The sequence below is a fragment of the Pseudomonas sp. AC169 genome (genome assembly GCF_979258515.1).
On record NZ_OZ409866.1, the window covers coordinates 5,411,476 to 5,427,745 of the forward strand.

The 16,270-nt window shown below is 59.2% G+C and carries 10 protein-coding genes; 1 reads left to right on the top strand and 9 read right to left on the bottom strand.

The genetic code is table 11. The features are described 5' to 3' along the window. Positions 1-99: 99 nt before the first annotated feature. From ACZZ0G_RS24250 to ACZZ0G_RS24285, 8 genes are all read right to left on the bottom strand, one after another. Positions 100-1,737 carry a BatD family protein gene (locus ACZZ0G_RS24250; RefSeq protein WP_463557819.1) on the bottom strand — a complete coding sequence of 546 codons (1,638 nt, stop codon included), beginning with the start codon at positions 1,735-1,737 and terminating at the stop codon, positions 100-102. Further along, entirely contained in the window at positions 1,734-3,470 is a 1,737-nt protein-coding gene (locus ACZZ0G_RS24255; RefSeq protein ID WP_463557820.1) for a vWA domain-containing protein, read from the bottom strand. Before ACZZ0G_RS24255 ends, ACZZ0G_RS24250 begins: the two co-directional genes overlap by 4 nt. Continuing rightward, entirely contained in the window at positions 3,467-4,546 is a 1,080-nt protein-coding gene (locus tag ACZZ0G_RS24260) for a vWA domain-containing protein (RefSeq protein WP_463557821.1), read from the bottom strand. The genes ACZZ0G_RS24255 and ACZZ0G_RS24260 overlap by 4 nt, the downstream gene beginning before the upstream one ends. After that, positions 4,539-5,036 carry a DUF4381 domain-containing protein gene (locus ACZZ0G_RS24265; RefSeq protein WP_095050116.1) on the bottom strand — a complete coding sequence of 166 codons (498 nt, stop codon included), beginning with the start codon at positions 5,034-5,036 and terminating at the stop codon, positions 4,539-4,541. The genes ACZZ0G_RS24260 and ACZZ0G_RS24265 overlap by 8 nt, the downstream gene beginning before the upstream one ends. Continuing rightward, positions 5,033-5,977 carry a DUF58 domain-containing protein gene (locus ACZZ0G_RS24270; RefSeq protein ID WP_463557822.1) on the bottom strand — a complete coding sequence of 315 codons (945 nt, stop codon included), beginning with the start codon at positions 5,975-5,977 and terminating at the stop codon, positions 5,033-5,035. Before ACZZ0G_RS24270 ends, ACZZ0G_RS24265 begins: the two co-directional genes overlap by 4 nt. Positions 5,978-5,982: 5 nt before the next feature. Continuing rightward, a complete protein-coding gene (locus ACZZ0G_RS24275) occupies positions 5,983-6,942 on the bottom strand; it encodes an AAA family ATPase (protein ID WP_007913915.1) in 960 nt (319 codons plus the stop codon). 271 nt (positions 6,943-7,213) lie between these two features. After that, entirely contained in the window at positions 7,214-7,567 is a 354-nt protein-coding gene (locus tag ACZZ0G_RS24280; protein ID WP_463558887.1) for a hypothetical protein, read from the bottom strand. A 742-nt stretch (positions 7,568-8,309) separates the two neighbouring features. Then, a complete protein-coding gene (locus ACZZ0G_RS24285; RefSeq protein ID WP_463557823.1) occupies positions 8,310-9,503 on the bottom strand; it encodes a colicin-like pore-forming protein in 1,194 nt (397 codons plus the stop codon). Between the two features lie 844 nt (positions 9,504-10,347). Between ACZZ0G_RS24285 and ACZZ0G_RS24290 the strand changes: the two genes are divergently transcribed. Next, positions 10,348-15,243, top strand: a complete 4,896-nt coding sequence (locus tag ACZZ0G_RS24290; protein WP_463557824.1) for an NAD-glutamate dehydrogenase — start codon at positions 10,348-10,350, stop codon at positions 15,241-15,243. Positions 15,244-15,408: 165 nt separating this feature from the next. Here ACZZ0G_RS24290 and ACZZ0G_RS24295 read toward each other — a convergent pair whose 3' ends face one another. Further along, entirely contained in the window at positions 15,409-16,122 is a 714-nt protein-coding gene (locus ACZZ0G_RS24295) for an ATPase (RefSeq protein WP_463557825.1), read from the bottom strand. Positions 16,123-16,270: the final 148 nt, after the last annotated feature.

Consider the following 16,270-nt stretch of genomic DNA (forward strand, 5'->3'; position numbering starts at 1 on the left):
GTATCCAGAATCTACAGCAGTCAGACGTTTCTAAGTTTTGCGTAGGATGCGATCAGTCAGGAAAAGGCGTACGCCCTAAAATCCAGAATCCTACAGAGATTACTTAGGGTACAAGGGCGGCAATCCGCTTTCGCCCACCGGATCCTGCACCCGTTCCGCCGCCGGAATGGTGCGGATCGCCCGCCACAAATCCTCACCCTGCCAATGCTGACCGGTTTCGCTGTAGAGCGCGCCGTTGAGTCCGTCGAGGGCATCCGACAACGGCACAAACCGCGCCGCCATGTCCGCCAGCGTTTCCGGCTGCTGCCGCGCCCACGCATCCAATGCCTGCCGCGTCGCTTGCGGGTCATTGGCCTGGCTCGCTCGCTTGATGTCATCCATCAGTGTGCGCGGGCTCGGGCCGGTTTGTGCGGCGCGATGCACCGCCGGTTGCCAGCGTGCGCGCCACCACAGGCCGAAGCCGAGGAGGGTGGTGCAGGCCAGAATCAGGGTGCTGAGTTTCCACCACCACAACACATCGTTATCGACGGCGCTCACTTGCAGATTGCCGGCCGGGGTGTCGACTTGCAGGCTCGGGTTGTTGGCCACTTGCAGGGTGCGCGCGGGCAGGCTGCTGTGTTCCAGATGGTCTTCGAAGGTGTTCCACCAGACCACGTCCACCGTCGGTAAATCGATGGCGCCGCTGCGACTTGGCACCAGCGCTTCGCGTTCTTCACGGCTGCCGACAATGCCTCGGTCAGTGCTCTGGTTGCTCAGCACCGGTTGATCGGGGTAGCGGCGCAGGCCGTTGACGTCGGTGGCGGGCAGCGCTGGCAGTTGCGAGGCAGCCAGACCTTCGACTTTCAACGTCAGGCTGCGGGTCAGGGAATCGCCGACCTGAGTGTGTTCCGGTTCCGGGTTCCAGCTTTCACTCAGACTCAGGCTGCGCGCGGGCAACCAAGGCGCGTCGACCGGGTAGGTCAAGGGTTTGGGTTTGACGGTCAGCGGGATTTCAGAAGAACTGACGCGCATCAGTTTGCCCGGCTTCGGCCCCTGCGCATTGGCGTCCTGAGTCGGCTGTGTATCGACCAGCGTCGCGCTGAACGTTTGCGGGGCAATGGTCAGCAAACCGCTGTGCTGCGGGTAGATCGCATAGCGCATCTCGATCACGCCGTGGCGCACACCGTTGAGGTCTTTTTCGTAGGTGCGCGTGTCGCCCAGTTGCTCGATGCGCGCATCGGCAATTTGCAGCGGCGTCAGGCTGCTGTCGTCGTACAGCGACACCGAGTGGTAGATGCGTAAAGTCAGGATCGCCTGTGCCTGTACATAGACGCTGGACTGATCGAGGCTGGCCTCGATGAACACCGGATCAAGGCTGTTCTTGTTCTCGCGGGTATCGCTTTCGACCACTTGCACGGTGATCGGCTGGCTCTGCGCATCGCCCAGTTGCAGCGGCGGGATCACCACGCTGCCGTTCTCTTTCGGCAGCAGGGTGATGATCCAGCGCGTGGTCGCGCGGTTGTCGCCATTGAGGGTGTTGAGCTGGTTGACCTGCCGCGTGCCGCGCACTTCGAACAACGCTTCCAGTGCGGTCAGATCGGGTTTGCCGAACTGGGTGACGTCGCTGGTTTCGAGGGTGAGTTCGACCGTCTCGCCGGAGTTCAGGCGACTGCGATCCACGCTGGCCGTCAACTCGGCCGCCTGGGCGGTGGCCGTGCAGAGCAGCAGGGGCAGCAAGAGAGCGGTGAAGCGGGTCATCGAGTGTTTTCCTGATCCTGATGTTGTTGCTGTTCGTACCAGAATTTGCGGCGCAGCAGTTCGCCCGGGTCGTCCGGGATCTTGCCCAGCCATTGTTCCAGCGCCTGACGTTGCTCGCCTTCGAGGTTGTCCTCGCTCGGGCGCAGCGTTGGCACGGTGTCCGTTTGTTCTTCTTCGTCGCTGCCCGGCACCTCGTTGGGGCCAGGCTGCGGCGGGGTGGTCGGTGGCGGTTCGCTGGCCGTCTCGGCGGGTTGCGCCTCGCTCTGGGTTTCACTTTTTACCGCCGGTGGCGGTGCAGTCGCGGGCGGTGATTCATCGCCGGGCAGACTTTGTTCGTTCGGTTTGCTTTGCGCTTCGGCGGGCGGCGGTGGGGTTTTCTGCTTGAGCAGATTTTCCACCAGCGCCTTGTTGGTCTGCGCTGGACGCAGATCCGGTTGCAGTTCCAGGGCCTGTTCATAGGCGTCGATTGCCGCTTCCAGCTCACCACTTTTTGCCAGCGCGTTGCCACGATTGTAGTGGGCGCGGGCATCGCTGCCTTCGGCGAAACGCTGAGCGGCGCCACTGTAGTCGCCGGCCTCGTACAACGCCACCCCTTGCCATTGATGATCGTCAAAATGCGCCGCTGCTTCGGCCGGACGCTTCTGTTTTAGCAGATGCAAGCCTTGTTGATCGGGGCGCAGCCACAGGTCTTCGAAGTCGAAAGCGTAGCTCGGCTGCGGCAAGCAAAACAGCAACGGCAGGCAGAACAACCAGCCACGTCGTCCGGCGCAAGCGGCGAGCAGCAACAGCGGCAACAGCAACCAGTAACCCTGATCGGCCCAGGTATCCAGGCGCACGGTCTGGCCGTCGTCGCGCAGGCTGCGTGGACCGCTGAGCAGGCCGAGTGCGCCCAGATCCGCTTCGTCGAGGCGGGCAGGGTGGTATTCGCCGCCGACGCTATTGAGGAACGTTGCGAGGCCCGGACTGTCGAGTTGCGGCACGCGGATCGCGCCCTGGTCGTCCTTGAGGAAACTGCCGTCCTCTTGAGCAATCGGTGCACCCTCGGCGGTGCCGACGCCGAGCATCAACAGTTGTGCCGACTGTCCGCTGAGTGCGCGGCGAATGCCTTGGCGTTCCTGGTCATCCAGCGATGAGCCGATCAGCAGAATCCGCCCCTGACCGAGCGCGCCCTGTTTCAGCAGGGCCAGCGCTTTACTCACTGCCAGATCGGCGCGATGGCCGCTTTCCGGCATCAGCGAAGGCTTGAGCGCATCGAGCAAATTGCGGCTGGTCGCCAGGTCATCCGACAGCGGTACGAGAGTGTGCGCGCTGCCGGCGTAAACGACGATGGCGGTCTGCGCATCGCTGCGCGCCTGCAACAGATCGAACAGCTTGCGCCGCGCCTGCTCCAAGCGCGTGGGTGGCGAGTCGGTGGCGAGCATTTCCGGGGTCAGTTCCAGCACCACCACCAGCGGATCGGCGGGTTTCTGACTGGTCTGTTCGACGCGCTCCCAGCTTGGTCCGAGCAGCGCCAGAATGGTCAGCAACCACGCCAGGCCGAGGGCGATCCACGGCAATTTGCTGTCACGGCCATTGCCGCCGCTGAGCAGGGTGGCATGAAACGCCGGCGGCAAAATCATCTGCCAGCGCCCGGCGCGTTTCTGCCGGTGCCAGAGCTGCCTGATCAGCCAGCCCAGCACCGGCAGCAAAAGCAACCACCACGGACGGAACCAGTGCGGCCAGAGCGCGATCATCGGCGCCTCCGCAGACGCAGGCGCTTGAGGCGCTCGCGCCAGTCAGGCAACGGACTTTGCAGATACAGCTCCTTGGTGAACAGCCGTTGCAGCGGGTTGTCCGGCCATAATTCACGGGCGACCAGCAACAGGCTCAACCATAGGGCCAGCGCCAACGGCCAGTGATACAAGGCTTGCGCCGGACGGGCCTGGGTCGGTTGTTGAGTCACCGGTTCGAGTTGATCGAGGGTGTCCTTGATCGCTTGCAGTTCTTTGCCATCGTGGGCGCGGAAATATTGCCCGCCGGTGACTTCGGCGATGGCTTTGAGTGCCGGCTCGTCGAGGTCGAGGCTCGGATTGACCCCAAGCAAACCGGTCGAGCCGCTGTCCTCAGGATTGGCGCCGATGCCGATCGGGTAGATCTTTACGCCTTCGCTGGCGGCCAGTTTCGCTGCGGTCAGCGGATCGATTTCGCCACCGTTGTTGGCGCCGTCGGTGACCAGAATCAGCACGCGACTTTGCGCCGGGCGCATGCGCAGGCGTTTCAGGCCGAGACCGATGGCGTCGCCAATGGCGGTGTTCTTGCCGGCAATGCCAATCCGTGCTTCATCCAGCCAGACACGCACAGTGCGGCGGTCAAAGGTCAATGGCGCTTGCAGATACGCCTGACTGCCGAACAGGATCAGGCCGACACGATCACCATCGCGGCTTTCGAGGAAATCACCGAGCAGATGCTGCACCAGCGACAGGCGACTGACTTCTTCGTCCTGCCACTGCATATCGGGGAAATCCATCGAGCCGGACACGTCCACCGCGACCAGCAGATCACGCCCGCTGGCGGCGATCGGCAGCGGTTCGCCGAGCCATTGCGGGCGGGCGGCAGCGGTCAGCAGCAACAGCCACAACAGCATGAACGGTGCCTGTTGCCGCCACGCCGGCAGATTGGCGCGGGCGCGACGACGGGCGAGGCCTTCCAGATCGGCGAGGAAGCTGACTTTCAGCGCCGGCTCGCCGCTGTCGGCCACTGGCAGCACAAGGCGCATCAGCCACGGCAGCGGCACCAGCACAAAGATCCACGGCCAGGCGAACTCAAACATGTTTGCGAATCCACGTGTCGACCGCTTGGGTCAGGCCGGCGATGGCTTTGTCATCGAGTTTGCATTCCGGTTTGTAGGCGCCTTCGACCAGCACCATCCAGCGGGTCAGACCGGCCGCCGGGCAACGATTGTCGAGGAAGGCCAGCCATTTGCGGCCATTGAGTGTGTGGCTCTGGCTGTACGGATAGTGGTTGCGGCACAGGCGTTTGAGCAGGCCGTTGAGTTGTTGCAGCCAGGCACCGGCCGGGGCGCCGTCGTAAGGTTTGGGCATTTGTGCGAGTTCAGCGAGGGCGGCGATGCGCACCGGGTCGAGCGGCTGTTCTGCACGCACAATCGGGCGTTTCTTCATCGGAATGAAACGGCGCAGGCGCCACACGGCGAAACCCAGCAGCGGCAGCAACAAAAGCAGCAACCACCAGCCCGGCGCCGGTGGCCAGAAAGCAATCGGTGGCGGTGAGATCAACGGTTGCAGTTGTTCGAGGCCGTTCATCGACCTTTCCCCGGACGCTGCGGATTAAGGAATTCGCGCATCTGCTCGACCATTTCACTTTGCGTGCTCAGCGGCATCAACAGCACCCGCAGCTTCTGCGCGAGCAATTCCCAGCGCGCGATGCGTGCTTCGGCCTGGGCGCGATAGGTCTGGCGCAGCTCGAAGTTCAACGTGTCGAGTTCCAGTTGCGCACCGCGTTGGGCGAATCGCAACAGTCCGGCGGCAGGCAGGGCGTGATCCAGCGGATCGGACAGCGGCAACATCAGCAGATCGCAATGACGCGAGAGCAGGCTCAGTTGCTGCTCGGCGCTGTCGGACAACGCGCGCTCATCGCAAATAACGATCACCAGACTGCCCGGGCGCAGCACTTCACGGGCCCGGCGCAACGCCACGCCAAACGCATCGCGATCCGGCTCACGTTCGCTGTGCAGCGACTGATTGACCTTGACCAGACGGTTGAGCAATTGCAGCAGGCTCTGTTTGCTGCGCCGCGGTTTGATTTCGTAGTGCTCGTTGTCGCCGAACACCAGTCCGCCAACCCGGTCGTTATGGCCGAGCGCGGCCCAGCCGATCAACGCTGCCGCTTGCGCCGCCAGCACCGATTTGAACATCAGCCCGGAGCCGAAAAACAGCCGCGTGCTTTGCTCGACCATGATGAAAATCGGCCGCTCGCGTTCTTCATGGAACAGCTTGGTGTGCGGCTCCTGCGTACGCGCGGTCACGCGCCAGTCGATAGTGCGCACATCGTCGCCGGCCTGATAGACCCGCACCTGATCGAAGTCGACGCCACGGCCACGGAATTTCGAATGATGCAGGCCGATCAGCGGGCTGCGCTGACTCGGCGTGGAAAACAGCTGCACTTCACGCACGCGGTGGCGCATCTCGATCAGCTCGGCGAGGCTGACGCGAATACCCGGTTCGGAAGAGAGGGGGGCGTTCATGGGGGTCAAGCGACGGCTACGACGTCGAGAATCCGCTGCACCACCCGATCCTGATCGATGCCGGCGGCTTCGGCTTCAAACGACAAAATGATGCGGTGACGCAACACGTCGAACAGCACCGCTTGAATGTCTTCCGGGCTGACAAAATCTCGACCGGCCAGCCAGGCGTGGGCGCGGGCGCAGCGGTCAAGGGCGATCGAGCCACGCGGGCTGGCGCCATAGGCGATCCACTCGGCCATTTCCGGGTCGAACTTGGCCGGGTTGCGCGTGGCCATGACCAGTTGCACCAGGTATTCCTCCACAGCGTCGGCCATATACAGGCCGAGGATTTCCTTGCGCGCGGCGAAGATCGCCTGCTGGCTGACGCGGCGCTCGGGCTTGGTCTCACCGTTCAGCGCTTCGCCACGAGCCTGCTGGAGGATGCGGCGTTCGACGGCAGCGTCCGGGAAACCGATTTTCACGTGCATCAGGAAACGGTCGAGTTGCGCTTCCGGCAGCGGATAGGTGCCTTCCTGCTCGATCGGGTTCTGCGTGGCCATCACCAGAAACAGTGGCGACAGTTCATAGGTGCTGCGGCCGACACTGACCTGACGCTCAGCCATGGCTTCGAGCAGTGCCGATTGCACCTTGGCCGGGGCGCGGTTGATTTCGTCCGCCAGCACCAGGTTGTGGAAGATCGGTCCTTGCTGGAACACGAAACTGCCGGTTTCCGGGCGATAGATCTCGGTGCCGGTGATGTCGGCCGGCAGCAGGTCAGGGGTGAACTGGATGCGATGGAACTGGGCTTCGATGCCCTCGGCGAGTTCTTTGATCGCTTTGGTCTTGGCCAGACCCGGCGCACCCTCGACCAGCATGTGGCCGTCGGCGAGCAGGGCGATGAGCAAACGCTCGATGAGTTTTTCCTGGCCGAGAATCTGCGTTGAAAGAAAGGTTCGCAGCGCCAGCAGCGCTTCACGATGTTCCATCGGTGACTGTTCCTGGAAAGGGGTGGCCACCGGCGTTCGGATAACGCCGGGGCTGGGGGCGTTACTTTAATCCATCGCGGGGGGTGGCGACTAACGGCATTTTGCGCAAAGTGCGGGAAATGATTGGGGGAATTGTTGGATTTTTGTAGTGCCGCAGAGGGGCAGTGTTCTTTGGACCCCTTCGCGAGCAGGCTCGCTCCCAAATTTTGAGCGGCGTACATCCGTCAATGTGGGAGCGAGCCTGCCCGCGAAGGGGCCAGCCCAGACACCATCAAACTTCGTTAATGAAGGTGCCAGTCCCATCAAGGATATTCGTCAAGGTCTCGACCACCTCATCCATATCCACCATATCCGGGTTAAAGCTGATCTCCAGCACATCATCCCCATTCAAAGCATCAGCATCCGCCGCCGCAATCTCGATCTTCAGCAGAGTCGAGGTCAGGGTGACTTTTACGCCGTCGAGCGTCGAAGGCTCGCCATCCAGGGTGATCTCCAGCTCATCCTCATCCGGATAGCGGCTCATCAAAAACATATCGCCCTTGTCGCTATGGCAGCAGAGCATGGCCATGTTGTCTTCTTCGTCATCGCATGGGTTGACGATGAGTAGGGCGGTGGTCATGTGCATGGGGGAATTCCTGGTTAGACGGGCGCGACGGATGCGCCAAAGAATTGATTTTGCCAGCCGAATGAATATTTTGCTGCCCTGGCTGCGGGATTTCTGTTTTTTGCTCCACCATTTTTTTACAAAACGGCAGGGAATATAGAAAAAGCAGCGATGCAGCATGAAAGGAACCATGAAGTATAGAAAAAACGACATGGCTGAATAATAAATAGAGAAGAAAACTGCATTGAGCCCGAAGAGTCTTCCGTACTTGCCCGTCGCTGTGGCCAGGTCTTTTGAAGTCAGATAAAAACCCCATACATAAAGTATGAAAAGAAGTGTGCCTCCAGTGAGAATGGCTAGGTATCGCTTGAGTGTCATTTTGTCAAATTGTGTGGGGTCGAACTCTGTTGTGAAGGTTTGATAGGTTGAGCGGATGGCTAACAATGGCCCGAATATGGCGACATAATTTGCGGCTGCCTTTGAGCTGAAGGGGAAAAGAGATGACCAGAACCCGATCATGCCAAATAGCTGGTTATCTATGAATGCATTGATGGCAATATCCAGGCTGGTTTGAGGTTGCGCGGGAAGTAACAGACTTATTAGGAAAATTGGAATGCAAAAAATCCCGAATGCCGACAGGAACGAAGTTGGGTTGAATTTTTTTTCAGTCATAAAGGGATCCCGGCCCACCGCGGCTGTAATAAGTTAGATAGCCAAGGTTGAGTCGGTGTGGTCGACCCAACCTTGATACAACTTTTTTTCGTTACCTGGGTAACGTGGTGTCTATTTGTCCGAGGATAATAGCGTTGATTTTTTCCACGTTAGTGGAGTCCAGGAAAAATGCTGCCACTGCAATCACCAAGCCAGCAGCTACGATGACAGGTGCGCTGGTGGCAGCAGCCACAGGGAGAGACGCGACAACAGTCGCCACAAGTGCACCTGCCCCCATGCCGGCAGCAATACTTTCAAGCTCCAGCATCAAAGGCTTCCAGCTACCGTCCCGAAAGCCAATGACCGTCTTTTCGATCACCGAATGGGCCTGAACGATTTTTCCGGTCACGCCAAACCCTTTGGCAAGCTTATTGACACTGTCCATATAGGTCGCTTTATCCAGCGCATTGAGCGCGTCCACAACCGCGCGTGTATCCTGCGGACTGAGTCGCGCGTTGGGATTGGTCCGCACTGTCTCGAAAGTCTGCATCGCTTCCGCATAGCTTCTGATCTTCTTTCCCTTGATGTCCTTCTGCAGATCCATGACCACCTGGTGCAGATTGGCGCCATATTTGTCGAAGATGTGTTTATTCGCGTCGGCGACGAAAGCCACCGCGCGTTTGTATTCATCAATGCGTTTGGCTTCTGCTTCGGCCTCAATCCGCTTTTTTTCGTCCTCCAGACGTTTGGCTTCTGCCTGCGCTGCCAAACGAGCTTGTTCAGCCGCATGCCTGCGAGCCTCCTCAGCGCGTCGCGCTGCTTCGGTGGCTTGTTGTTGTGCAAGTGCCTCGGCCTGTTGCCGTGCTATCTCGGCATACAGTTGTGATTGCCGCGATTGAAGACTGGTGATCTGTTCATTCAGAAGCATCGCATCATAGGTGGCCTGCAATTTTGCATGCTGCCGAGAGGTCTGCACGTCTCTCAGCTTTTGCTGGAGTGCCGTGTTTTTCTGAAAGAGTAACTCGTTGACTGTATTGGTCGCTCTCTCCAGCCATGTTTGCGGTGTTACGTCAGCCAATGGTGGTTGTCGGCTGTCTGTCACGTTGAGCTCAACTTGCAAGTTGTGTTCAAGGTTTTGTTTTTGCGCGAGGTAATCGCTTTCGATGGCCAGTGTAAAGCCATGCATAGGATTACCAAGCGGGTAATTATTTAGAATGTCACCGCGAATTGAGCCTGGGTTCAGATTGATTATTTCCCATGTGCCGTCGCCATAAAATACGGTTGTCGGAAGTTCCAGTTGTCGCATGCGCTGATTCCTTTTCCTTATAAAGAACCTGTTCCGTGGTCCGGTCTCATATTAATAGCGCTGTTGGCAGAAATATTCTGTAGGGTCTGGTCTTTTAATTGTGTGAGACAATTCTTGTCGGGTTGTAAGTTTGTGTGAGTGCTTTTTGTTGGTTGTTTTTTGTTGTTCTTGACCGTTTCAAAGAGCCAGGGCAGGAAAACTCCTGCGTTATTTTCTGATTATTGGAAGTGAAATATCTGACACAGTTGTAGGATTTTTTATCCAGCCGCTTCTACGCCGACTGGACAAAATGACCCTGCAAATGATGTGTTACGACTGCGCCACCGTCAGCACATTCGAAGCGTGAGCAAAGTTGCCGGACTGATCCACGTCAACCGCCCGCGCTGGAACCCGATGCCACGCTCAAGGTCGATAGAACGGCCTTGGGCGTTTTCGTTTCTGGATATGTAGAGGCAAAAAGTCTGCGCCTGGCACGGATGTCCCGTAAATACGGGGATGGAACCCAGCGTTTTGCGCCACGAGTGCTAGTGTTTACCGTTGCCAAACCCTCGGTTTACGTGCCAATGACCGAATATGTCGCAGCACCGCAAGCAGACACATTGTCGCACCCTTTAAGCTGCGCAACGGATGAGCACCCGTAAAGGCATTGTCGACACCTTCGGCAGTCGCTTTTGCAGATGCTCATTCTATGGAAGGTGAATGTGACCTCAGTGTCCCGTCCAGCTTCACCCACCTGTCCCCCTGTTTCCTCTGCCCGAGAATCAGGAACAGGGCGACACAGCCCCGAAAGGGGTGTTGCACGCGACGCTTTCCATCAATAACAAGCTTAAGCGGAGTACCACAGATGGCGTTCTTCACCGCAGCCAGCAAAGCCGACTTCCAGCACCAACTGCAAGCGGCACTGGCGCAGCACATCAGTGAACAGGCACTGCCACAAGTGGCGCTGTTCGCTGAACAATTCTTCGGCATCATTTCCCTGGACGAGCTGACTCAACGTCGCCTCTCCGACCTCGCTGGCTGTACTCTTTCTGCGTGGCGCCTGCTTGAGCGCTTCGATCACGCGCAACCGCAAGTGCGCGTCTACAACCCTGATTACGAGCGTCATGGCTGGCAGTCGACCCACACCGCGGTCGAAGTCCTGCACCATGACCTGCCATTTCTGGTCGACTCGGTCCGCACCGAACTGAACCGTCGCGGCTACAGCATCCACACCCTGCAAACCACCGTGCTCAGCGTGCGTCGTGGCAGTAAGGGCGAGTTGCTCGAAATCCTGCCGAAGGGCAGCACCGGCGAAGGCGTGCTGCACGAATCGCTGATGTACCTGGAAATCGACCGTTGCGCCAACGCGGCCGAACTGAATGTGCTGAGCAAAGAGCTGGAACAGGTTCTCGGTGAAGTCCGCGTCGCGGTCGCCGATTTCGAGCCGATGAAAGCCAAGGTTCAGGAAATCCTCACCAAACTCGACAACAGCGCGTTCGCCGTCGATACCGACGAAAAGAACGAGATCAAGAGCTTCCTGGAATGGCTGGTGGGCAACCACTTCACCTTCCTCGGCTACGAAGAATTCGTGGTGACCGATCAGGCCGATGGCGGCCACATCGAGTACGACCAGAACTCCTTCCTCGGCCTGACCAAACTGCTGCGCACCGGCCTGACTTACGAAGACCTGCGCATCGAAGATTACGCCGTTGCCTACCTGCGCGAACCGACCCTGCTGTCGTTCGCCAAGGCTGCGCACCCGAGCCGTGTTCACCGTCCGGCGTACCCGGACTACGTGTCGATCCGAGAAATCGACGCTGACGGCAAAGTCATCAAGGAACACCGTTTCATGGGCCTGTACACCTCGTCGGTGTATGGCGAGAGCGTGCGGGTCATCCCGTTCATCCGCCGCAAGGTCGAAGAAATCGAGCGTCGCTCCGGCTTCCAGTCCAAGGCTCACTTGGGCAAGGAACTGGCGCAGGTGCTTGAAGTACTGCCGCGTGATGACCTGTTCCAGACCCCGGTCGACGAACTGTTCACCACCGTGATGTCGATCGTACAGATCCAGGAACGCAACAAGATCCGCGTGTTCCTGCGCAAAGACCCGTACGGCCGTTTCTGCTACTGCCTGGCCTACGTGCCGCGCGACATCTATTCCACCGAAGTGCGCCAGAAGATCCAGCAAGTGCTGATGGAGCGCCTGAAGGCTTCCGACTGCGAGTTCTGGACGTTCTTCTCCGAGTCGGTACTGGCGCGCGTGCAGTTGATCCTGCGTGTCGACCCGAAAAACCGTCTCGACATCGACCCGGTGCTGCTGGAAAAAGAAGTCGTGCAAGCCTGCCGCAGCTGGCAGGACGATTACGCCGCACTGACCGTCGAAAGCTTTGGCGAAGCCCACGGCACCAACGTGCTGGCCGATTTCCCGAAAGGCTTCCCGGCCGGTTACCGCGAGCGCTTCGCTGCGCATTCGGCCGTGGTCGACATGCAGCACCTGCTGAGCCTCAACGAAAAAAATCCGCTGGTGATGAGCTTCTATCAGCCGCTGGGCCAGGTCTCCGGCCAACGCGAACTGCATTGCAAGCTGTATCACGCCGACACGCCGCTGGCGCTGTCCGATGTGCTACCGATTCTGGAAAACCTCGGCCTGCGCGTACTGGGTGAATTCCCGTACCGTCTGCGTCACACCAATGGCCGCGAGTTCTGGATTCATGACTTCGCGTTCACCGCCGCTGAAGGCCTCGACCTCGACATCCAGCAACTCAACGACACCCTGCAGGACGCCTTTGTCCACATCGTGCGTGGCGAAGCCGAGAACGATGCGTTCAACCGTCTGGTGCTGACTGCCGGTCTGCCTTGGCGCGACGTTGCGCTGCTGCGTGCTTACGCACGTTACCTGAAGCAGATTCGTCTGGGCTTCGATCTGGGTTACATCGCCAGCACCCTGAACAACCACACCGACATCGCTCGCGAGCTGACCCGGTTGTTCAAGACCCGCTTCTATCTGGCGCGCAAGCTCAGCGACGACGATCTGGAAGACAAGCAACAGCGTCTGGAACAAGCGATTCTGACCGCACTGGACGACGTTCAGGTGCTCAACGAAGACCGCATCCTGCGTCGTTACCTCGATCTGATCAAAGCCACCCTGCGGACCAACTTCTATCAGACTGACGCCAACGGCCAGAACAAGTCGTACTTCAGCTTCAAGTTCAACCCGCACGCGATCCCTGAACTGCCGAAGCCAGTGCCGAAGTTCGAAATCTTCGTCTACTCGCCACGCGTTGAAGGCGTGCACCTGCGCTTCGGTAACGTCGCCCGTGGTGGTCTGCGCTGGTCCGACCGTGAAGAAGACTTCCGTACCGAAGTCCTCGGCCTGGTTAAAGCTCAGCAAGTGAAGAACTCGGTCATCGTGCCAGTGGGTGCGAAGGGCGGCTTCCTGCCGCGTCGCCTGCCACTGGGCGGCAGCCGTGACGAGATCGCGGCCGAGGGCATCGCCTGCTACCGCATCTTCATTTCCGGCCTGTTGGACATCACCGACAACCTGAAAGACGGCGCGCTGGTGCCGCCATTGAACGTGGTTCGCCACGACGACGATGACCCGTACCTGGTAGTGGCAGCGGACAAGGGCACTGCAACCTTCTCCGACATCGCCAACGGCATCGCCATCGACTACGGCTTCTGGCTGGGTGACGCGTTTGCGTCCGGTGGTTCGGCCGGTTACGACCACAAGAAAATGGGCATTACCGCAAAGGGCGCGTGGGTCGGCGTACAACGTCACTTCCGCGAGCGCGGCATCAATGTTCAGGAAGACAGCATCACTGTTGTCGGCGTCGGCGACATGGCCGGTGACGTGTTCGGTAACGGCCTGTTGATGTCCGACAAGCTGCAACTGGTTGCGGCGTTCAACCACATGCACATCTTCATCGACCCGAACCCGAACCCGGCGACCAGCTTCGTCGAGCGTCAGCGCATGTTCGACCTGCCGCGTTCGGCCTGGACCGACTACGACACCAGCATCATGTCCGAAGGTGGCGGTATCTTCTCGCGCAGCGCGAAGAGCATCGCGATCTCCCCGCAGATGCAGGAACGCTTCGACATCAAGGCCGACAAGCTGACCCCGACCGAACTGCTGAACGCCTTGCTCAAGGCACCGGTGGATCTGCTGTGGAACGGCGGTATCGGTACTTACGTCAAGGCCAGCACTGAAAGCCACGCCGATGTCGGCGACAAGGCCAACGATGCACTGCGCGTGAACGGCAACGAACTGCGCTGCAAAGTCGTGGGCGAGGGCGGTAACCTCGGCATGACCCAACTGGGTCGTGTCGAATTCGGTCTGAATGGCGGCGGTTCCAACACCGACTTCATCGACAACGCCGGTGGCGTCGACTGCTCCGACCACGAAGTGAACATCAAGATCCTGCTGAACGAAGTGGTTCAGGCCGGTGACATGACCGACAAGCAACGCAACCAGTTGCTGGCGAGCATGACCGACGAAGTCGGCAATCTGGTGCTGGGCAACAACTACAAGCAGACTCAGGCCCTGTCCCTGGCGGCGCGTCGTGCTTATGCGCGCATCGCCGAATACAAGCGTCTGATGGGCGATCTGGAAGGCCGTGGCAAGCTGGACCGTGCCATCGAGTTCCTGCCGACCGAAGAGCAACTGGCTGAGCGCATTGCCGAAGGCCACGGTCTGACCCGTCCTGAGCTGTCGGTACTGATCTCCTACAGCAAAATCGACCTCAAAGAGCAGCTGTTGGGCTCCTTGGTGCCTGACGACGACTACCTGACCCGCGACATGGAAACGGCGTTCCCGCCGTCCCTGGTCAGCAAGTTCTCCGAAGCCATGCGTCGTCACCGTCTGAAGCGCGAGATCGTCAGCACCCAGATCGCCAACGACCTGGTCAACCACATGGGCATCACCTTCGTTCAACGACTCAAAGAGTCGACCGGCATGAGCCCGGCGAACGTGGCCGGCGCTTATGTGATCGTGCGCGACATCTTCCACCTCCCGCACTGGTTCCGCCAGATCGAAGCGCTGGACTACCAAGTCAGCGCCGACGTACAGCTGGAGCTGATGGATGAGCTGATGCGCCTGGGCCGTCGCGCTACGCGCTGGTTCCTGCGTGCCCGTCGCAACGAGCAGAACGCTGCCCGTGATACCGCGCACTTCGGTCCACACCTGAAAGAGCTGGGCCTGAAACTCGACGAACTGCTGAGCGGCGAAATCCGTGAAAACTGGCAGGCGCGTTATCAGGCGTACGTCGAAGCCGGTGTGCCGGAACTGCTGGCGCGTATGGTGGCGGGCACCTCGCACCTGTACACGCTGCTGCCGATCATCGAAGCCTCCGACGTAACTGGCCAGAACCCTGCTGAAGTGGCCAAGGCTTACTTCGCCGTGGGCAGTGCGCTGGACATCACCTGGTACCTGCAACAGATCAGCGCACTGCCGGTTGAAAACAACTGGCAAGCCCTGGCCCGTGAAGCGTTCCGTGATGACGTCGACTGGCAACAACGTGCGATCACCATCTCCGTCCTGCAACAGGGCGACGGCACTCTGGATGTGGAAGCACGTCTGGCGCTGTGGATGGAACAGCACGACAGCATGATCTCGCGCTGGCGCGCCATGCTGGTGGAAATCCGTGCGGCAAGCGGCACGGACTACGCCATGTATGCAGTGGCCAACCGTGAACTGCTGGACCTGGCGTTGAGTGGGCAAGCGGTAGTGCCTGCGGTGGCTGCTAATGCCGAGCTTGAACTGGCGTAAGTAGTGGTTGAATGAGAAAGCCCCGGTGTCGTGAGATACCGGGGCTTTTTTCTGTCTGAGGATTTTGTGTTGTCTGGTCTGGCCCCTTCGCGAGCAAGCTCGCTCCCACACTTGAAATGCATTCCCCCTGTGGGAGCGAGCTTGCTCGCGAAGAGTCCCTTGATATCAATACAACTTAGATGACTGTTTACTATCGAGCATCGACACTTTATCCGCAGGTCTGGCCACTAAATTGTTGAGCGACTGGTCAAACTTCTGCAGCGCCCGAACTTGCACATCGTGCTGCTGATTAATATCCGCAACAATTTCTTCCGAACGCTTGAAGTCCGCCCACACCGGCGTCAGTTCTCGCGCCTCCGAACCTTTCGCCGTACCGATATAGTTCAACTGCGCATCATAAAAATCGGCACTGACATCCGCCTTGATATCGGAGCTGCGCGAGGTGATCAACTGGCTGTGGGTGTCGACGATCGCGGTCACATCCGGTCTGGCCACACGCAGGCTTTGCATGTCTGGGTAGACCGTTACCGAGCCGAACTGGCGTTGCAGTGAGGCATTGACCCATTCCACGGCCATGTCCGGTTTCGAACTGGCGACGTAGGCGTCGTGGATCGGTTGCATCAGCAGGCTCTGGCCGAAACCGGTGCCGGCGTTGGCCTGATAGTCGCGCAAGTATTCGCGGTTGGTCTGCGTACTTGGGCTGTAAACCACGCCGAGCGACACGCCGGGACCGCTTTTTACCTGGGTGGCGCTGCTGCGGCCGGTGGGATGGGGGAGCATTGTGTCCAGTGAGGAAACTGCTTGGGGCGCGGTGGGGACTGAACAGGCTGACAGAGCTAAAACCGATATCGCCAAGACACTGGTGAGCGCAAGTTTCATGGTGTTTCTCCCGTGAAACAACATCAGTCGGAAAGTTTGAAATGCCGTCGCAGACGACAGTTAATTCAGACTAAACCCGCCAAGCTGACAATTTGCTGTAATAAAAGCCGAATAATAGTTTTATTCGCTTTAACCCATAACAGTTAAT